The 20,237-nt window shown below is 60.5% G+C and carries 16 protein-coding genes; 12 read left to right on the forward strand and 4 right to left on the reverse strand.

What is annotated here, in order from left to right; genetic code table 11:
- Window positions 1–86 precede the first annotated feature (86 nt).
- From FQ185_RS27865 to FQ185_RS27895, 7 genes are all read left to right on the forward strand, one after another.
- Complete coding sequence (locus tag FQ185_RS27865; protein WP_149420239.1) at window positions 87–716, forward strand: LysE family translocator; 630 nt, start codon at window positions 87–89, stop codon at window positions 714–716.
- A 160-nt stretch (window positions 717–876) separates the two neighbouring features.
- Window positions 877–2,559 (forward strand): fatty acid--CoA ligase, encoded by a 1,683-nt coding sequence (locus FQ185_RS27870; protein WP_149420240.1) that lies wholly within the window; start codon window positions 877–879, stop codon window positions 2,557–2,559.
- Window positions 2,560–2,897: 338 nt separating this feature from the next.
- The gene (locus FQ185_RS27875) at window positions 2,898–4,784 is read left to right on the forward strand and encodes a DUF1302 domain-containing protein (protein ID WP_149420241.1); all 1,887 of its coding nucleotides are present in this window, start codon (window positions 2,898–2,900) and stop codon (window positions 4,782–4,784) included.
- Window positions 4,785–4,812: 28 nt separating this feature from the next.
- Window positions 4,813–6,177, forward strand: a complete 1,365-nt coding sequence (locus FQ185_RS27880; RefSeq protein ID WP_149420242.1) for a DUF1329 domain-containing protein — start codon at window positions 4,813–4,815, stop codon at window positions 6,175–6,177.
- A gap of 350 nt (window positions 6,178–6,527) precedes the next feature.
- Window positions 6,528–9,266 carry a LuxR C-terminal-related transcriptional regulator gene (locus FQ185_RS27885; protein WP_149420243.1) on the forward strand — a complete coding sequence of 913 codons (2,739 nt, stop codon included), beginning with the start codon at window positions 6,528–6,530 and terminating at the stop codon, window positions 9,264–9,266.
- A gap of 87 nt (window positions 9,267–9,353) precedes the next feature.
- Window positions 9,354–9,995 (forward strand): MBL fold metallo-hydrolase, encoded by a 642-nt coding sequence (locus FQ185_RS27890; RefSeq protein WP_149420244.1) that lies wholly within the window; start codon window positions 9,354–9,356, stop codon window positions 9,993–9,995.
- A 102-nt stretch (window positions 9,996–10,097) separates the two neighbouring features.
- Entirely contained in the window at window positions 10,098–10,826 is a 729-nt protein-coding gene (locus FQ185_RS27895; protein ID WP_149420245.1) for an OmpA family protein, read from the forward strand.
- Window positions 10,827–10,960: 134 nt separating this feature from the next.
- Here FQ185_RS27895 and ehuA read toward each other — a convergent pair whose 3' ends face one another.
- The 4 genes from ehuA to ehuB form a co-directional block, all read right to left on the reverse strand.
- Window positions 10,961–11,755 carry an ectoine/hydroxyectoine ABC transporter ATP-binding protein EhuA gene (gene ehuA / locus FQ185_RS27900; RefSeq protein ID WP_149420270.1) on the reverse strand — a complete coding sequence of 265 codons (795 nt, stop codon included), beginning with the start codon at window positions 11,753–11,755 and terminating at the stop codon, window positions 10,961–10,963.
- 80 nt (window positions 11,756–11,835) lie between these two features.
- The gene (ehuD, locus tag FQ185_RS27905; RefSeq protein WP_149420246.1) at window positions 11,836–12,492 is read right to left on the reverse strand and encodes an ectoine/hydroxyectoine ABC transporter permease subunit EhuD; all 657 of its coding nucleotides are present in this window, start codon (window positions 12,490–12,492) and stop codon (window positions 11,836–11,838) included.
- Window positions 12,489–13,148, reverse strand: coding sequence for an ectoine/hydroxyectoine ABC transporter permease subunit EhuC (ehuC, locus tag FQ185_RS27910; RefSeq protein WP_149420247.1), 660 nt, complete (start codon window positions 13,146–13,148; stop codon window positions 12,489–12,491). Before ehuC ends, ehuD begins: the two co-directional genes overlap by 4 nt.
- 67 nt (window positions 13,149–13,215) lie before the next feature.
- Window positions 13,216–14,073, reverse strand: a complete 858-nt coding sequence (gene ehuB, locus FQ185_RS27915; protein ID WP_149420248.1) for an ectoine/hydroxyectoine ABC transporter substrate-binding protein EhuB — start codon at window positions 14,071–14,073, stop codon at window positions 13,216–13,218.
- 282 nt (window positions 14,074–14,355) lie between these two features.
- Here ehuB and FQ185_RS27920 point away from each other — a divergent pair, with 282 nt between their 5' ends.
- The 5 genes from FQ185_RS27920 to doeB all read left to right on the forward strand — a co-directional run bounded on the left by FQ185_RS27920 (window position 14,356) and on the right by doeB (window position 20,111).
- Window positions 14,356–15,750 (forward strand): PLP-dependent aminotransferase family protein, encoded by a 1,395-nt coding sequence (locus tag FQ185_RS27920; protein WP_149420271.1) that lies wholly within the window; start codon window positions 14,356–14,358, stop codon window positions 15,748–15,750.
- Window positions 15,751–15,857: 107 nt separating this feature from the next.
- Entirely contained in the window at window positions 15,858–16,829 is a 972-nt protein-coding gene (gene eutB / locus FQ185_RS27925) for a hydroxyectoine utilization dehydratase EutB (RefSeq protein ID WP_149420249.1), read from the forward strand.
- A gap of 37 nt (window positions 16,830–16,866) precedes the next feature.
- The gene (gene eutC, locus FQ185_RS27930) at window positions 16,867–17,859 is read left to right on the forward strand and encodes an ectoine utilization protein EutC (RefSeq protein WP_149420250.1); all 993 of its coding nucleotides are present in this window, start codon (window positions 16,867–16,869) and stop codon (window positions 17,857–17,859) included.
- A gap of 56 nt (window positions 17,860–17,915) precedes the next feature.
- Entirely contained in the window at window positions 17,916–19,106 is a 1,191-nt protein-coding gene (gene doeA, locus FQ185_RS27935) for an ectoine hydrolase DoeA (protein ID WP_149420251.1), read from the forward strand.
- A gap of 3 nt (window positions 19,107–19,109) precedes the next feature.
- Complete coding sequence (gene doeB, locus FQ185_RS27940; protein ID WP_149420252.1) at window positions 19,110–20,111, forward strand: N(2)-acetyl-L-2,4-diaminobutanoate deacetylase DoeB; 1,002 nt, start codon at window positions 19,110–19,112, stop codon at window positions 20,109–20,111.
- Window positions 20,112–20,237 lie beyond the last annotated feature (126 nt).

The raw sequence follows: 20,237 nt of genomic DNA on the forward strand, positions 1-20,237 counted from the left end.
GTACCTTTTGTGCAATGAACTGAAGGCGTAATCTGCCGAGCCTACCAGATGAAACAAACAGTTACGCTTGGCCAAAAGGATCCCCCATGTACTGGACAGAGTTTTTGACCGTTGCCCTGATTCACTTGCTGGCCGTGGCCAGCCCCGGGCCGGACTTTGCCGTGGTGGTGCGTGAAAGCGTGACCCACGGTCGTCGCGCCGGGACCTGGACGGCGCTGGGCGTCGGCACGGCGATTTTCCTGCACGTGGGTTACTCGCTGCTCGGCATCGGCCTGATCGTGTCCCAGTCGATCGTGTTGTTCAACGCCTTGAAATGGGCCGCCGCCGCTTACCTGCTGTACATCGGCTTCAAGGCCCTGCGTGCGCAACCGGCCAAACCTGCGACGGACGATCTGCACAAGGAAACGGGCGAACGCACCGCACGCGGCGCCTTCACCTCGGGGTTTGTGACCAACGGTCTGAACCCGAAAGCCACGCTGTTCTTCCTGTCGTTGTTCACCGTGGTGATCAATCCGCACACGCCTCTGACGGTACAGGCCGGTTACGGAATTTATCTTGCCGTGGCGACGGCGGTCTGGTTCTGCCTGGTGGCGATGCTGTTCAGCCAGCAGCGCGTGCGCGCCAGCTTCGCTCGCATGGGGCACTGGTTCGACCGCACCATGGGCGCGGTACTGATCGCCATCGGCGTGAAACTCGCGTTTACCGAGATGCACTGATCGCGCTGAGCGCATTGGACGACCCATACGCGCAAATGCTGGCGCAACGCTAGCATTTGCCCGGTTCTACAAATCATTCCTTTGGCTGATTTGGCTGGCGGTGAAGGGCACTAGAGTGCTTTCTTTCAGCCACGACCGTGTAGTCAGAAAAGGGATTCTTATGTTGCAGACTCGCGTTATTCCTCCAGCCGAAGGCGCTTACCAGTATCCGCTGCTGATTAAACGGCTGCTTATGTCCGGCGCGCGTTACGAGAAAACCCGCGAGATCGTTTACCGCGATCAGTTGCGCTACAGCTATCCGACCCTGATCGAGCGGGTCGCACGGCTGGCCAACGTACTGACGGCGGCCGGGGTCAAGCCCGGGGATACCGTGGCGGTGATGGACTGGGACAGCCATCGTTATCTGGAATGCATGTTCGCCATCCCGATGATCGGCGCGGTCATCCACACCATCAACGTGCGCCTGTCACCGGAGCAGATTCTCTACACCATGAACCACGCCGAGGACCGCTTCGTGTTGGTCAACAGCGAGTTCGTGGGGCTCTACAACGCGATTGCCGGGCACCTGACCACGGTCGAGAAAACCCTGCTGCTGACCGACCTGCCGGAAAAAACCGCTGATTTGCCAAACCTCGTCGGTGAGTACGAGCAGTTGCTGGCGGCCGCGAGTACGCAGTACGACTTCCAGGACTTCGACGAAAACTCGGTCGCCACCACCTTTTACACCACCGGCACCACCGGTAATCCCAAAGGTGTGTACTTCACCCATCGGCAGTTGGTGCTGCATACCATGGGCGTCTCGACCATCATGGGCGCCATCGACAGTGTGCGGCTGTTGGGCACCAACGACGTGTACATGCCGATCACCCCGATGTTCCATGTGCACGCTTGGGGCTTGCCGTATGTGGCGACCATGCTCGGGCTCAAACAGGTTTATCCCGGCCGCTACGACCCGGAATACCTGGTGGAGCTGTGGCGCAAGGAAAAGGTCACCTTCTCCCACTGCGTGCCGACCATCCTGCAGATGGTCCTCAACGCCAAGGCTGCGCAAGGCACCGACTTCGGTGGCTGGAAAATCGTTATCGGCGGCAGTGCGCTGAACCGTGCACTGTATGACGCCGCCAAGGCCAAAGGCATTCAGCTGACCGCCGCTTATGGCATGTCGGAAACCGGGCCGCTGGTGTCCTGCGCTCACCTTAATGACGAGTTGATGGCCGGCACCGAAGACGAACGCACCACGTACCGGATCAAGGCCGGTGTGCCGGGGCCTTTGGTGGAGGCGGCGATCGTCGACACCGATGGCAACTTCCTGCCCGCCGATGGCGAGACCCAGGGCGAACTGGTGTTGCGCGCGCCGTGGCTCACCGAGGGTTATTTCAACGAACCGCAAAAGGGCGCCGAGCTCTGGGCCGGGGGCTGGCTGCGCACCGGCGACGTCGCGACCCTGGACAGCATGGGCGTCATCGACATTCGCGACCGGATCAAGGACGTGATCAAGACCGGCGGCGAGTGGATCTCCTCCCTGGACCTGGAAGACCTGATCAGTCGCCATGCAGCGGTACGCGAAGTAGCAGTGGTGGGGATTGCCGATCCACAGTGGGGCGAGCGGCCGTTTGCCTTGTTGGTGATCCGCGAAGGCCATGTGATCGGGGCCAGGGAACTCAAGGAACACCTCAAACCGTTTGTGGAACTGGGGCACCTGAGCAAGTGGGCAATCCCGAGCCAGATCGCCCTTGTTACTGAAATTCCCAAGACCAGCGTCGGCAAACTCGACAAGAAGCGAATTCGCATCGACATCACCGAATGGCAAGCCAACAACAGTACCTTCCTCTCGACGCTTTAAGCGTCTTCTGGCGTGCCCGAAAAGGCACGCCAGCCCCACCAAGCAAGCGCTTGGCTTGTCAAATCCGAAATTTCAGCCATCCTTGCCGTGCCGACAGGTGTCGGTCTGGCGAAAGGACTGTTCCAGAGTGGCTGGCAGCTGCAAATCACACTTTAGAGGGATCAAGCAGTACTACCTGCTGGCTATAGTCCGCTCAAGGATTTTTAAGAACGGAAGCAAACGCACACACCGGGGCGATGCAACTTTGGAATGACTTAGGGACACCTTGGCTCCCAGTCATCCACAGCGTTTTTAAAAGTGCTCACTGCCATAACAATAATGCACATGGAGTAGCGTCGATGACATCAGCAAACCAGTTCTGGCGCCGGGCGAAACTGCCCCTGGCGGTCAGTCTTGCCTCTACGCTCGCCGGGCCAGCATTCGGCGTCAGTTTCAACGTTGGTGAAATCGAAGGTCAGTTCGATTCATCCCTGTCGATCGGTGCCAGTTGGTCTACCGAGAGTGCCAACAAGAACCTCATCGGCGTCAACAACGGGGGCCACGGTCTCTCCCAGACTTCCGATGACGGTCACTTGAACTTCGAGAGCGGAAAAACCTTCTCGAAGATTTTCAAGGGCATCCATGACCTTGAATTGAAATACGGCGATACCGGCGTTTTCGTCCGTGGCAAATACTGGTACGACTTCGAACTCAAAGACGAAAGCCGTCCGTTCAAGGACATCAGCGACAGCAACCGCAAAGAAGGCGCCAAGTCTGCTGGCGGGCAGATCCTCGATGCCTTCGTCTACCACAACTACGCCATTGCCGATCAGCCGGGTTCCGTGCGTCTGGGCAAGCAAGTTGTCAGCTGGGGTGAAAGTACCTTCATCGGCAGCGGCATCAACTCGATCAACCCGATCGACGTTTCCGCGTTCCGTCGCCCAGGTGCCGAGATCAAGGAAGGCCTGATCCCGGTCAACATGTTCTACGTGTCGCAGAGCCTGACCGATACGCTCTCCGCCGAAGCCTTCTACCAGCTGGAATGGGACCAGACCATCGTTGATAACTGCGGCACATTCTTCTCTCAGCCGGACATCATTGCCGACGGTTGCGACAACAACCTGCGCGTGCTGAACAAGCGCTCGACCATTCCGGCCGCCGCCTTGCCGACGCTGGGCGCGCTGGGTGTCGACGTCAACAACGAAGGCGTGCTGGTACGCCGTGGCCCGGATCGCGATGCGCGCGACAGCGGCCAATGGGGCGCGTCCCTCAAATACATGTTCGAGCCGCTGGACACCGAGTTCGGCGCTTATTTCATGAACTACCACAGCCGTGCGCCGATCTTCAGCGCCACCGGCGCCCCGGCATCGACCTATGCCCGGGTGGGGGCTTTGCCTGCGCAGCTTCGTGCCTTGGCGCCACTGGTTGTCGCGGGTAACTCGAACTACTTCGTCGAGTACCCGGAAGACATCCGCCTGTACGGCTTGAGCTTCTCCACCACCCTGCCTACCGGTACGGCGTGGAGCGGTGAAATCAGCTACCGTCCGAACGCGCCGGTACAGCTCAACTCCACCGATATCCTGTTTGCCGGTGTACGTCCTTTGGGCGGCGCGCTGACCAACGCTTCGCTGCTCAACGGCGTACCGGGTCAGGACTTGCACGGCTATCGCCGCAAGGAAGTCACCCAGTTCCAGACCACCCTGACGCACTTCTTCGATCAGGTCATGGGCGCCAGCCGCCTGACCCTGGTGGGCGAAGTGGGCGTGACCCACGTCGGCGGTCTGGAAAGCACCTCCAATGTCCGTTATGGCCGTGATCCGGTCTACGGTCCTGGCGAGTTGCCTGCCACCGGCGGTGCCAACACCTGCGTGGCACTTAACTCCAGCACCATCGCCGGTGCCGGTCCAGGTGCTGCCACCAACAACCGCAGCCGCAATTGCAACGACGAAGGCTTTACCACGTCGACATCGTGGGGCTACCGCGGTCGTGCCATCTGGGAATACAACGACGTGTTCGCCGGTGTGAACCTCAAGCCAAACGTGGCCTGGTCCCATGACGTGAGCGGTTACTCGCCTGGCCCTGGCGGCAACTTCGAGGAAGGTCGCAAAGCGGTGAGCCTGGGCGTCGATGCCGAGTACCAGAACACCTACACCGCGAGCCTGGCGTACACCAACTTCTTCGACGGCAAGTACACCACCGTGGATGACCGCGACTTCGTTGCGCTCAGCTTCGGCGTGAACTTCTAAGCACAGCATTATCAGGACGAACACACCTATGAAAATAACAAAGAGTCTGTTCCACGTCGGTGTTCTGGGGCTTTCGCTGCTGGCGACCGGCGTGATGGCGGCGGTCCCTGCGGCCGAAGCGGACAAGCTGGGCAAAAGTCTGACCCCGATGGGCGCCGAGATGGCGGGTAACGCCGACGGTTCGATTCCAGCCTGGAAACCGATGGCGAAAAACGCCGGCACCGTCGACAGCAAAGGTTTCCTGTCCGACCCGTTCGTCAGTGAAAAACCGCTGTTCACCATCACCGCGCAGAACGTTGACCAGTACAAGGAAAAGCTCGCCCCGGGCCAGTACGCGATGTTCAAGCGTTACCCGGAAACCTTCAAGATGCCGGTCTACCCGTCCCATCGCGGCGCGACCGTGCCGGATAACGTGTTCGCCTCCATCAAGAAAAACGCCACCAGCACCAACCTGGTGTCCGGCGGCAACGGTCTGGAAAACTTCGAAACCGCCGTTCCGTTCCCGATTCCGAAGACCGGCGTTGAAGTCATCTGGAACCACATCACCCGCTATCGCGGTGGCAGCGTGACCCGTCTGGTCACCCAGGCCACGCCGCAGCCAAACGGCTCGTTCAGCCTGGTGTACTTCCAGGATCAGTTCGTGTTCCGCGACAAAATGAAGGACTACGATCCGGCGAACCCGGGCAACATCCTGTTCTACTTCAAGCAGAAAGTGACCGCGCCGGCACGTCTGGCCGGTGGTGTGCTGCTGGTGCACGAAACCCTTGACCAGGTTAAAGAGCCGCGTTCGGCGTGGGTCTACAACGCCGGTCAGCGTCGTGTGCGTCGTGCGCCACAAGTGTCCTATGACGGGCCGGGTACTGCGGCTGATGGCCTGCGTACCTCCGATAATCTGGACATGTACAACGGTGCACCGGATCGCTACGACTGGAAACTCGAAGGCAAAAAAGAGATGTACATCGCCTCCGACAGCTACAAGCTCGACGATCCGAAACTGAAGTACGCCGACATCATCAAGGCCGGTCACATCAACCAGGACCTGGCTCGTTACGAGCTGCGCCGGGTCTGGCATGTGGTTGCAACCCTGAAAGAAGGTCAGCGCCACATTTACGCCAAGCGTGACTTCTACATCGACGAAGACACCTGGCAAGCGGCCGTGATCGACCACTACGACGGTCGTAATCAACTGTGGCGTGTGGCGGAAGCTCACTCCCAGAATTACTACAACGTTCAAGTGCCGTGGTACACCCTGGAAACCTTGTACGACCTGCAATCGGGTCGTTACCTGGCGCTGGGTATGAAGAACGAAGAGAAATCGGCGTATGACTTCGGCTTCACCGCGACCACCAGCGATTTCACTCCGGCTGCGCTGCGTCAGGATGGGGTTCGTTAACCTGCACTGAACAGAGGCCGCATCCTCGAAAACGCCCCGACTGGTTCGGGGCGTTTTTTTTTGCCTGAAATATTCGGCGCGTGAGATGGCCTCTTCGCGAGCAGGCTCGCTCCCACACTGGATCTGCATTGCGCACAGATTTTATGCCCACCGAAGATCAAATGTGGGAGCGAGCCCGCTCGCGAAGAGGGCGACACGGTCTGTCAGGAAAACTTCATCTGCGGCCCGGCAACTTTGGGTTGTATTCTTTTTGTAGCCATTTGTAGCAATAACCTTCATTCCCTCTTCGTTTACCGCTAGTCTGCGGACATCTGCAACGCCGCCAACAGCATTTCAAACAAGAGCCGGCCATGACTGATTTGTCCTCACACCCGGGCCCTGCAAGCGTTGCCGTCACTGCACTGGACGGGCGTTTTTTTCGGCCTCCGTTGCCCGACGGCCATGTGCTGCGGCCTCGACTGTGCGAGCGCCTGAGTGCTGGGCTCGGTGGCAGGCTGTTGCTGGTCAGCGCGCCAGCGGGGTTTGGCAAGAGTTCGTTGGCGGTCGAGTTCTGTCAGGGGTTGCCGGATCACTGGCAAAGCCTTTGGCTGGGGTTGAGTCCGCGAGACAGCGATCCCGGTCGTTTTCTTGAACGGTTGCTCGAAGGCCTTCAGGACTATTTCCCGCGGCTGGGCAGCCAGTCTCTGGGGCTGCTGAAAATGCGTCAGCGCCATCAGCCATTTGCTTTCGAAGAATGGCTGGACGGTTTGCTCGACGAGTTGGCCCTGCGTCTGTCGCCGACGGCGCCACTGTTACTCGTACTCGACGACTACCATTTGGCCCAAGGGCCGGTTCTCGATCGCTGCCTGCAGTTTTTCCTCAATCATCTGCCTGACGGCTTGCTGGTGATGGTCACCAGCCGGCAGCGGCCGGACTGGCATCTGGCGCGTCTGCGGTTGTCACGGCAACTGCTCGAGTTGCACGAGCAGGACTTGCGCCTGACCCACGATGAAGCGCTGACCCTGCTCGATCGGCACAGCAGCTCCCTGCGCGGCGAAGCGCTGGAGAGCCTGATCCAGCGCAGCGAAGGCTGGGTCGCCGGACTGCGTTTCTGGTTGCTGGCAGCGTCCGAAGCGGGCACCCATGGCGCCTTGCCACAAGCGCTGCACGGCGGGGAAGGGCTGATCCGCGACTACCTGCTCGAAGAAGTCATCGATTGCCTGCCCGCTGAGGTGCAGTCATTCCTTTACGACACGGCACCCCAGGAACGCTTTTGCAGCGAACTGTGCGACGCCGTTCGCGAAGCCCACGACAGCGCCGAGATCCTGCGTTTTCTGCTGGCTCATCAGGTGTTCCTGGTGCCGCTGGACGAAAGCGGTAACTGGTATCGCTATCACCATCTGTTTTCCGACCTGCTGCGCACCCGGCCTACCGCTCAGGCGATCGTGCCGGCAGCCAGCCTGCACCTGCGCGCCTGCCGCTGGTTCAATGCCCAGGGGCTGCTTGATGAGGCGGTGGAGCAAGCGCTGCGTGCCGGGCACCTGGACGTCGCGGCGAACCTGGTGCAGAACCTCTCGGAAGAACAATTGCTGGCCGAACAGAACGTCGGCATGTTGCTGCGCTGGAAAATGGACCTGCCCGACAGCCTGCTGATCAGCACGCCACGGCTGATCGTGCTCTACAGCTGGGCGTTGGGGCTGGCCTGTCAACTGGACGCCGCCGAGGAGCTGGCCAGTCATTTGAGCCGCTTCCTGCCGGCACCATCGGCCACTGCGCAGAAATCCATGCTGGCGCAGTGGCTGGCCTTGAGCGGCATCATCGCTCGCGGGCGCGGCAATCGTGAGCTGACGCTGCTCTATTGCACCGAAGCGTTGGAGAGCCTTCCGTCCAAGCGTTACGGCCAGCGACTGATGTGCCTCTCGACCCTGTCCAACCTTGCCATTGCCGATGGCGACTTGTGGCGTGCGCGGGGGTTGAACCGTGAATCCCTGGAGTTGGCGCAACGGGTCGGCAACCCGTTGTTCGAAGCGCTGGCCCATTACGACCGTGCTCGCGTGTTGCAAGCACGAGGGGAAATCCTGCGTTCACTGGATGAAGTGCGTCAGGGGTTGCAACGCCTGCACGGGTTATCCCCGCAACGGCTCTATGCGGTGCGCGCCCGACTGACGTTGTATGAAGGTTTTTTACTGGCCCTGCGCCTGCAACCACACGCTGCGCGGGTGCGTTTGCAGGCGGGTTTATCGGAAGCGCGGGCGTGTCGCGATATCAGCGTATTGATCGGTCATTGCGTCATTGCCAGGCTCGAAGGCAGCAGCGGCGAGTTTGCCAAAGCCTTTGCCGAACTCGCCGAAGCCGAACGGCTGATGCACATCTGGGACGTACCGCCGATCTACTACCTGGCGATGATCACCCTGGTCAAATGTGAACTGTGGCTGGCCCAGGGCCGCACCGATCTGGCCGAAGCCTGGCTGGCACGATTGAGCCAGACCTACAACGGCGAACGGGCGGCCGCACCGCCGGAATTCCATCCACAGTTGCCTTTGCACATCGAGTTGCAGCAAGCCTTGCTGGATGTCATTCGGGGGCAACCGATGCTCGCCGAAGGACGATTGAATGCGTTGCTGGAGCATGGTCAGAAAACCGGCAGGCAGCTGCTCAGCGTCATGGCACTGACTCAGAAAGTGACGTTGTTGCTGGGTAGCGGACGCGAACCCGAGGCTCGAAAGGCACTGGCCCAAGCGCTGGAAGCTGCGGCGGGTGGAGTGCTGCAACCGTTTGACGGCTTGTTGGCTGAACATCCGGACTGGCTGCGTGGCCAATTTCAACTCTGCACGCTGACGCCTGTTTCACAGAGCCTTTCCGACAAACTTCCGATACTGCCGGTCCGTCCAGTACTGGAGTCATCCAGCGCGGCGGAACAACTCAGTACGCGGGAAATGGCTGTCCTGCGCTTGATCGCCCAAGGCTGCTCGAACCAGGAAATCAGCGATCAGTTGTTCATCTCCCTGCACACGGTGAAAACCCACGCCAGCCATATCAACAGCAAGCTTGGAGTTGACCGGCGCACGCAGGCGGTAGCGCGGGCGAAGGAGTTGGGGGTGTTGGGCTGAACGTTGTTTGGCAATACACATGGCCGTAAAAGGCTTGATTGCGATTTGTGCGAAAATCGCCCATCCCCGTTTACCGAGCAGCCCCCGATGTCCAAGCAACCGACCCTCATCCGCGAAATCTTCCCCGTCGGCCCGTTGCAGTGCAACTGCACGATCATCGGCGATCCGATCACCAAAAAGGCCATCGTGGTCGATCCGGGTGGCAATCACGAACTGATCCTCGCACGGCTCGACGCCCTGGGCCTGAAAGTGGTCAGCATCATTCACACCCACGCGCACCTCGATCACTTCCTGGCTTCCGGTCAGTTGAAGGAGAAAACCGGCGCAACCCTGCATCTGCACAAAGACGATCAGTTCCTCTGGGACAACCTGGAAATGCAGTGCCAGATGTTCGGTGTGCCTTACACGCCGGTGCCGTCGCCGGATCGCTGGTTGGCCGATGATGAAGAGCTGGCCTGCGGCTGCGGCGTGGCGTTGCACACGCCGGGTCATACGCCGGGCTCCATGAGCTTTTGGTTTTCAGAGGCTAAGCTGCTGATTGCCGGCGACACGTTGTTTCGTCGCGGGGTAGGGCGCACGGATTTGTGGGGTGGCGATCAGGCAACTATCGTGCGTTCGATCAAGCAGCGGTTGTACACGCTTGATGAAGAGGCGACGGTGGTGACCGGGCATGGTCCGGACACGCGCCTTGGCGATGAGATGCGCGAGAACCCTTTTGTGCGGGCTTAATTGTTACAGACGGAATTTTTGTCCGCCGAAAGGATCCAACGCCCGCAAAGGCTGATGCCTTGTCCGTTGCACCACAGAATGCAAAAAAAGTAGGAGCTCTTCATGTTCACCACGAGTCGTTTGATTATTGTCGCTACTGCTGTGGCCTTGTTGTCTGGCTGCGCCTCGCCTAACCCTTACGACAACCAGGGTCAGGCTGATAGCGGCTCCACTGGCATGAGCAAAACCGCCAAGTACGGTGGCCTCGGCGCTCTCGCCGGTGCACTGGCTGGCGCCGCCATCGGTCACGACAACCGTGGCAAGGGCGCGCTGATTGGCGCCGCGGTGGTAGGTGCTTCCGCCGCCGGTTATGGCTACTACGCCGACCAGCAAGAGAAGAAGCTGCGTGCCAGCATGGCCAACACCGGGGTTGAAGTGCAGCGTGAGGGCGATCAGATCAAGCTGATCATGCCGGGCAACATCACGTTCGCTACCGATTCGGCGAATATTGCGTCGAGCTTCTATCAGCCGCTGAACAACCTGGCGGGCTCGCTCAAGGAATTCAGCCAGAACCAAATCGAGATCGTCGGCTACACCGACAGCACCGGCAGCCGCCAGCACAACATGGACCTGTCCCAGCGTCGCGCCCAGAGCGTGGCGACTTACCTGACTTCGCAGGGTGTCAGCGGCACCAACTTGAGCGCCCGTGGCGCCGGGCCGGATAACCCGGTTGCCAGCAACGGCGACGTCAATGGCCGGGCTCAGAACCGTCGGGTCGAGGTCAACCTGAAGGCAATTCCAGGTCAGCAGTACGGTGGCCAGCAACCAGGCACCGTTCAGCAATATCCATAACACCTGCGCATAAAAACTGTGGGAGCGAGCCTGCTCGCGAAAGCGGTCTGTCAGCCGAAATTAACGTCGACTGACACGCCCCCTTCGCGAGCAGGCTCGCTCCCACATTGGTATTTGTGTTTCCCCTTTCTTGCCTAGTTGGCTTCTTTCACCGCGCTGAGAAACGCGCACGTGCGTTCCTGCTGCGGATGTTCGAAGATCTGCGCCGGCGTGCCTTGCTCGTGAATCTGCCCTTTATAGAAAAAGCACACACGATCGGCGAACTCCCGGGCGAAGCCCATCTGGTGCGTGACCATCAGCATCGTCAGGTTGTGTTCGGTACCGAGCTTGCGGATCACGTTGAGTACTTCGCCGCACAGTTCCGGGTCGAGCGCCGAGGTTACTTCGTCGAACAGCATGACTTTGGGGCGCATGGCGAGCGCCCGGGCAATCGCCACCCGCTGTTGCTGCCCGCCGGACAATTGCGAAGGGTAATGCCCCAGTTTGCTGCCCAGCCCCACCAATTCCAGCAAATCTGCCGCGCGTTCACGCGCCTCGACCGGTTTCATGCCGAGCACCTGCACCGGCGCCTCAATGACGTTCTGCAACGCCGTCATGTGCGGGAACAGGTTGAAACTCTGAAACACCATGCCGATCTTGCCCCGCACCCGACGGATATGCCGATCGTTAGCCGGTACCAGTACGCCATTGCGATTGGGCATGTGAGTCAGCAAATCATCTTCGATGCGGATCAACCCGTCATCGATGCCTTCGAGCGTCATCAGCACCCGCAGCAGCGTGGATTTACCCGAACCACTGGGGCCGATGATCGCGACTTTCTCGCCCGGTGTGACGTCCAGGTTCAAGTGGTCGAGGACGGTGAAGTTGCCGTAGCTCTTGGTGACGTCCTGGAAGCTGACGATCGGTTTGACCGGTTTGGTGTCCTGCATGTCCGTGGCCTCCTGCGGATGCAGCGGGGTCGGGTTGCTGCGCCGGGAAAGGTCGCTGGGTGTCGAGAGTGGAGAAGTCATTAGCGTAGCTCCAGGCGCACTTCAAGGCGCCGTACCAGATAAGCCAAAGCGATGCTCAGGGCGAGGAAAAACAGACCGACCATGGTGATCGGCTCCAGGTAGCGGAAGTTCTCGGAGCCGATGTTCTTGGCCTGTTGCATGATTTCCACCACGGTAATCGCCGACAGCACCGGCGTGTCCTTGAGCATCGCCACCAGGTAGTTGCCCAATGGCGGCAGGATCGGCCGCAAGGCCTGGGGCAGAATGATGTTGCGGTAAGCGCTGTACGGGGCGATGTTCAGCGCCGTGACCGCTTCCCATTGTGCGCGTGGTACTGCGTCGAGACCGCCGCGATAAACCTCGGCGATGTAGCAGGCGTAATGCAGGCCGATGCCGAGAATCCCCACTTGCATGGCGGTCATGCTGACGCCGTAATTGGGCAGCACGTAATAGAGGAAATACACCTGGATCAGCAGCGGCGTGCTGCGAATGAACTCGATCACCGCAGTGGCCGGCCACGCCAGCCAGACGCGGCGGCTGCGGCGGCCGATGGCCAGGAACAGCCCCAGCACAATGGCGATCAGGAACCCGATCAGGGTAATGCCCACGGTGTTGAGCGAGGCGCGCAGCAAATCGGGAAGGATCTGCCAGGCGTAGGTCCAGTCGAACAGTGTCATGACAGACCTCCACGCATCCGCCCGCGAGCCAGATGCCGTTCAATGCGGCGCATGCCGATGTTGATCGCTTGCGCCAGGACGAAATACATCACCAGCGCCAGGCTGAAAATCTCCAGGGTCTGGAAGGTCGCCTGATCCAGTTGCCGAGCGCGGAAGCTCAGGTCGGACAAGGTGATCAGCGACACCAGCGAGGTGTTTTTCAGCAATTCGATCAGCAGATTGGTGCCCGGCGGGATAGCCGCCAGCAACGCCTGCGGCAGAATGATTCGGCGAAAGCGTTTGTAGCCGCTGAAGTTCAGCGCCGTGGACGCTTCGTACTGGCCCTTGGCGACCGAGCTGATTGCACCGCGCATCACCTCGGCACCGTAAGCCCCGATGTGCAGCCCGAGGCCGACGATGGCCACGCTGTACGGGCTCAGTTCAATATTGAACGGTGGCAGCGGCAATACAAAAAACAGCCAGAACAATTGCACCAGCAACGACGTGCCGCGGAACACTTCAATGTAGGCAATGGAAAACCAGCGCAGTGGCCGCCATGTCGACATGCGTCCGAGCGCCGCCAGAATGGCCGCGACAATTGCCAGTATCGAGCCGAAGAATGTCACCTGGAGCGTTACCCAGGCGCCTTGTATCAATAGCGGAAGTAATTCACCCATGATTCAACCTGGCCATCCGGATTAAGCAGGGAATAGGCATCGCGCCGGGGCGCCATGCCTGTCTCGACTATTGAGCGCAGAGCTCGACAGCCGTTTTGCTCGTCACGTTGGATTTGTCGAACCCGAAAGGTGCGACTGCCTTGAGGTGCTCTTCAGAGCCCAGCCACTTTTTCAGCTCGGCATTGACCGCATCGCGCAGGTCTTTGTCTTCCGGGCGGAAGGCGAGGGCGCCGTAACCGATGTGCGACGGGTCGTCCTTGAATTCGGTGACGGCTTCGACTTTCTCGCCACCCTTGGACGCCAGGCCTTTCATGGTCAGCTGTGTGCCCACTGCCGCATCGGCACGACCGGCGCGCACGGCTTGCAACTGAGCGGTGGTGTCTGGCACCTGAAGGATTTGCGCGTCCTTCACGCCTGAATCCCGTGCATAGGCCAGGTTCACCGTGCCGGCCATGATTGCCAGTTTCACATCGGGGTTCTTGGCGATGTCTTCATAGCTGTGCAGGTTCTTCGGGTTGCCTTTGGCGGTGAGCAAAGCATCCGGCAGCTGATACTGCGGATCGGTGAACAGCACCTGCTTGCAGCGAGCCGGGGTGATGTACATGCCGGCGGCAATCACGTCGAAGCGCCCGGCGCGCAGGCCCGGAATCAACGAACCCCACTCGGTCAGCACACCGTCGACCTTCTTGATGCCCATTTTTTCGAAGATGGCTTTGGCGATTTCCGGTGATTCACCGGTGACCCTGCCGTCGGTTTCAGTAAAGGCGAACGGGGTTTCGTTGGCATAACCGATGCGGATACTGCTGTTCTGTTTGACGGTTTCCAGCGTACTGGCGGCGTGGGCGCTGGCGGCCACGCCGAACATCGCACAAGCCACGAACAGGCGACGTAAAACATGGGTGCTGCGGGAAGGGAAATTGCTCATCGATAAAATCTCCTGTTTCTTGTGGACCCGTCGTTGACGGCTCTGTGGTAGGAGGCAGTGTGACAAGAGCAAAGCGTACGCAGGACTGATCCCATGGATCGGGGTGCAGTTCCGGTACAGGTCGATTGGTTTTGTTGTGAGGGCTTGGAACCTGCCCGGGCGTCGACCTTGAACCGAGCATACAAAAGCCCTGCGCATCATTGCATTGCACTAGGACAATTGCTTTGCATGGATTCTCGCGGGATGCTGTCCCGACTAGCACATACGCGGGTTCTGACGGCGATGGACAAGTGGAAAGCAGCATTGGAAATAGCCCGCAGCGGCGAATCCAAATACAAGATTCTGGTGCAGGCGATTGCTGACGACATCGAACAGGGTGTGTTGGCCAACGATCAGCGCTTGCCGCCCCAGCGACATGTCGCCGATGCGATGGGCATCAGCGTGCAGACGGTCACCAATGCCTATAAAGAACTGGAGCGTCAGGGGCTGGTTCGTTGCGAAGTCGGACGCGGCAGCTTTGTCTCGCGGCGCATGAGCGACCGGGTGTCCACCTACATTCTCGACAGTCCTGAACGGGCGCTGGTGGATTTTTCCATCGCGCGGATCCTGCACACTCGCGAGCACGACCAGTTATGGCGTGACACCTGTCGGGAACTCAGCACTGAAGAAGATCAGCCGTGGATTCACGCATTTCGTCCGATTGCCGGTTTCGAATCGCATCGCGAAGCCGCCATGCACTGGATCGGACGGCAGGGCCTGCGGGTCGAGCGCGATGACATCCTGATCACCAACGGCGCGGCCCACGGCATCTTCCTCGCTTTGGCGTCGCTGGCCGGCCCCGATGATGTTGTGCTGTGTGAAGGCCTGACCGACCACGGCGTGATCGGCAACTCCCAGGTGCTGGGGTTTACCCTCAAAGGCCTGGAGATGGATAGCTATGGCATTGACCCGGAACACTTCGAAGACATGTGCAGCAACGAGCGCATCACTGCGTTGGTGTGCACGCCGAACCTGAATAACCCGACCACCAGCCTGATGCCGGACAGTCGTCGGCGGGAAATTGCCGACATCGCCCGGCGTTTCGGCGTGCACATCATCGAGGACGATGTGTACGGTCCGTTGCTGGATGAACAGCGCGCGCCGCCGATCAGTCATTACCTGCCGGAACTGTCGTTCTATTGCACCAGCATGACCAAGTCGGTGCTCACCGGTTTGCGCATCGGCTATCTGGTGGTGCCCAAGCGGCTGGCGCTTCGCACCGAGAGCATCTTGCGGGTCAACAGCTGGATGGCCACGCCGATGGTGTCCGAGATCGCCGCGCGCTGGATTCGCGACGGTCGCGCCGACACCCTCGTGCGTTTGCAACGCAAGCTGTTGGCCGGCCGTCAGGCCATGGTCAGCGAATACCTGGGCGAGTACCTGCTCGGCCAGCATCCGCATGCATTGAATGCCTGGGTCGGCATTCCGCCGCATTGGGAGGTCGACGGACTGGTGCGAGCCCTGCGTCACCGGCACATCGCGGTGACTTCCCCTGACCCGTTTACCGTGCGTGGCACGCCTCGGCCACGGGCGGTACGGATCTGTGTCGGCGCCGAATGCAGCGATGAAGAAATGCGCGATGCGCTGGTGAGCATGTGCGAGATATTCGGCCAGTACCCGCAAATCCATGACTTTTGAGCGGAAAAAAGTTAGCAAAAAGTTTGTCGGTTAAATTGCCCTAGTACATTCATCGCGACAATCCAGCCCTCTTAGACTGCGCCCAACACCTAAGTCGGGATGCGGACATGTCAGCGCTGCAGCTAAACGATATTTACCTCGCTCGCCAGCGAATCGAATCGCTGGTCCGGCGCACCCCCATGGAATATTCGCCGAGCCTCTCGCAGCAATTGGGCGTGGCGGTGTACCTCAAACTCGAATCCCAGCAAATCACCGGCAGCTTCAAACTTCGCGGCGCGAGCAATGCTGTGGCGCAACTCAGCGCCGAAGAGAAAGTGCGTGGCGTGGTGGCGGCGTCGACCGGCAATCACGGTCGTGCACTGGCGTATGCCGCGTCCCGGCAAGGCGTGAAGGCGACCATTTGCCTGTCGCACCTGGTGCCGGCGAACAAAGTTCAAGCCATTCGAGATCTGGGTGCCGAGGTGTGCATCGTCGGCCAGTCCCAGGACGATGCCCAGCGTGAAGCCGAGCGGATCGCCAGTGAGCAGGGCGCAACATTGCTGCCGCCGTTCGATCACCCGGCCATCATCGCGGGGCAGGGCACCCTCGGTCTGGAGATCCTTGAGCAGCAACCGGATGTCGCACAAGTATTGGTGCCGTTATCCGGTGGCGGTCTGTTTGCCGGTGTGGCACTGGCGATCAAAAGCGCCAATCCACACATCGTCACCCACGGCATCAGCATGCAACGCGGCGCGGCCATGCACGCCAGCCTCGCGGCCGGGCACCCGGTGGACGTCGAAGAGTTGCCGACCCTGGCCGACTCGCTCGGCGGCGGCATCGGCCTGGACAATCGTTACACCTTCAGCATGACCCGCGACCGCTGCGATCACCTGCACCTGCTCAGCGAAACCTCCATCGCCAATGCCATCCGCCATGCCTATCGCGAAGAGCGACTGGTGCTGGAAGGTGCGGCTGCGGTCGGCATCGCCGCGTTGCTTGACGGACTGATCGAGCCGCGCGGGCCGATCGTGGTGGTGGTCAGCGGCCGTAACGTCGACATCGATCAGCATTTGCGCGTCCTTGCGGGCCTGGACGCGTGAGCCAAAACAAAAACCGTCTGACTGGAGCGCTACGTTGATGAGTGCAATCACCTTACTGAACGAAGCGGATCTGCGTGCTTGCGTGGCGCTGGATCTGCCGAGCATCGAAGCCATCGAACAGGCCTTTGTGCTGCTGGCCACGGCGGCGGTGGCGATGCCGCCGATCCTGCGCCTGGACATCCCCGAGCATAACGGCGAAGTGGACGTGAAGACCGCGTACTTGCCGGGTCTTGAGCGGTTTGCAATCAAGGTCAGTCCGGGCTTTTTCGACAACCCGAAACTCGGCCTGCCGAGCCTCAACGGCATGATGATGCTGTTGTCGGCACGCACCGGTTTGCTCGATGCCTTGCTGCTGGATAACGGCTACCTGACTGCCGTGCGCACGGCAGCGGCGGGCGCGGTGGCGGCGCGAGCGTTGTCGCGGGCCGACAGTCGTAGCGTGGCACTCATCGGTGCCGGTGAGCAGGCGGCGTTGCAGCTTCAAGCGTTGCGTCTGGTGCGGCCGATTGAACACGTACGGGTCTGGGCCCGCGACAGCGCCAAGGCAGAAGCCTTCAGCATTGAGCTGGCTCGTGACAGCGGTCTTTCGGTCACGTCTTGCGCGAGCATCGACGAGGCCATGGCCGACGTGGACATCGCGATCACCTGCACGCCGAGCCGCGAACCGCTGATTGAAGCGCGCCACCTGCACCCCGGTCTGCACATCACCGCCATGGGTTCGGACGCCGAACACAAAAACGAAATTTCCCCCCAGGCCTTGGCCAAGGTCGACCGCTACGTGGCGGATCGCCTGAGCCAGACCCGCATCCTCGGCGAGTTGCATCACGCCTTGGCGGCCGGCGTCATTGCCGACGAATCGAGCCTGGCGGAACTGGGCCAGGTGCTGGCAGGCCAGCGCCCCGGTCGGACCCGCTCGGCGCAAATCACCTTGTGCGACCTCACCGGCACCGGCGCCCAGGACACGGCCATGGCCAATCTGGCGTTCGAGCGAGCGCGCTCGGCCGGCAAAGGTTTTCAGTTCGGCAGCTAATCGGTTTTCTCATCCGTGCGTCGTTTATCCCGCTTCACCTATAAGAGGGCATGTGCATGTCTCAGATAGTCGTCAATCTTCCGTTCGAACGGGAGGAATACGCCCAGCGTCTGGCCAAGGCCCGTGCGGCCATGCAGGCGCAGGGCATCGAGTTGTTGCTGGTCACCGATCCATCGAACATGGCCTGGCTGACCGGCTATGACGGTTGGTCGTTTTATGTCCACCAATGCGTGCTGCTGGCGCTCGACGGCGAACCGGTGTGGTTCGGTCGCGGGCAAGATGCCAACGGCGCCAAACGTACGGTGTTCATGCAACACGAAAACATCGTCGGGTACCCGGACATCTACGTGCAGTCCCGGGAACGCCATCCGATGGATTACCTGTCGCGGGAAGTCATCAGCGCTCGCGGCTGGGACGCGCTGACCATTGGCGTGGAAATGGACAACTATTACTTCAGCGCTGCGGCCTATCTGTCGCTGAAGAAAAACCTGCCGAAAGCGAACCTGATCGATGCGGTCGGGCTGGTGAACTGGCAGCGAGCGATCAAGTCGCCGCAGGAAATTGCCTACATGCGCATCGCCGCGCGCATCGTTGAAAACATGCACGGTCGGATCCTCGAACGGATCGAGCCGGGCATGCGCAAAAACGAACTGGTGGCGGAGATTTACAGCAGCGGCATCCTCGGCGCCGACGGTCATGGCGGCGACTACCCGGCCATCGTGCCGCTGTTGCCGACCGGCGCCGACGCCAGCGCGCCGCACCTGACCTGGGACGATTCGCCGTTCGAAAAGGGCGCCGGCACGTTCTTCGAAATTGCCGGTTGCTACAAGCGCTATCACTGCCCGTTGTCGCGCACGATCTATTTGGGCAAACCGCCGCAGCACTTTCTCGACGGCGAAAAAGCCGTGGTCGAAGGCATCGCCGCCGGCCTTGAAGCGGCCAAACCAGGCAACACCACCGGTGACATTGCCGTGGCGTTTTTCAAAGTGCTGGAGAAGTTCGGCATTCACAAGGACAGCCGTTGCGGCTACCCGATCGGTATCAGTTATCCGCCGGATTGGGGCGAGCGCACCATGAGCCTGCGTCCCGGCGACACCAGCGTGTTGCAACCGGACATGACCTTCCACTTCATGCCGGGCCTGTGGATGGACGATTGGGGGCTGGAAATCACCGAAAGCATTTTGATCACCGACACCGGCGTCGAGACGCTGTGCAACGTGCCACGTCAACTGTTCGTGAAGGATTGAGCCATGAGCGAATTGCCTGACAACCCGATCAGCGCCACGGTGGATTTTGCCCGCGAAGGCGTGCAGCACGGGTTTCTCAAACTGCCGTATTCGCGGGATGACTCGGCTTGGGGTGCGGTGATGATTCCGGTCACGGTGATCCAGCGTGGTCAGGGACCGACCGCGTTGCTCACCGGCGGTAACCACGGTGACGAATACGAAGGCCCGGTGGCGCTGAGCAAACTGGCGCAGGACCTGACGGCTGCCGAGGTCACGGGACGGGTGATTATCGTCCCGTTCATGAACACTCCGGCGTTCCATGCCGGTCGCCGTACGTCGCCGATCGACAAGGGCAACCTCAATCGCAGTTTCCCCGGTAAGCCGGACGGCACGGTGACCGAGAAAATCGCCGATTACTTCAACCGCACTTTATTGCCGCTGGCCGACATCGTGCTGGACATTCATTCGGGCGGGCGCACCCTGGATTTTCTGCCGTTTGCGGCCTGCCATGTGCTGCCCGATAAACACCAGCAGGCCCAGTGCGAAGCCGGCATGCGCGCGTTCAATGCGCCGTACAGCATGCGCATGCTGGAGCTCGATGCTGGAGCGATGTACGACACCGCCGCAGAAAGTCAGGGCAAAGTGTTCGTCACGACCGAACTGGGCGGCGGCGGTTCGTCCAGTGCGCGCAGCGTGGCGATTGCCGAGCGCGGAGTGCGTAATCTGCTGGTGCATGCCGGAATTCTCGAAGGCGAGGTCCAGACCTCGGCATCGATCATGCTCGACATGCCCGACGCCGATTGTTTCATCGCCAGCGAACACGACGGCTTGCTGGAAATGTGCCGCGATCTGGGCGACAACGTGAGCAAGGGCGAAGTGATCGCCCGGGTTTACGACGCCACGCGCACGGGTGTTGCACCGGTGGAATACCGCGCCGCACGCAGCGGTTTGTTGGCTGCGCGGCATTTTCCGGGGCTGGTGCAGTGCGGCGACACCGTTGCGGTCATCGCCGAAGTGCTGACCTGACACAAAAAACCTGTGGGAGCGGGCTTGCCCGCGATTGCGGTATGTCAGTCACATCAATGTTGGATGGGCCGCCATCATCGTGGGCAAGCCCACTCCCACAGGTTCCTCATCGCTTGGAGATCCTCG

This window comes from Pseudomonas sp. ANT_H12B (assembly GCF_008369325.1).
Taxonomy (GTDB): Bacteria; Pseudomonadota; Gammaproteobacteria; order Pseudomonadales; family Pseudomonadaceae; genus Aquipseudomonas.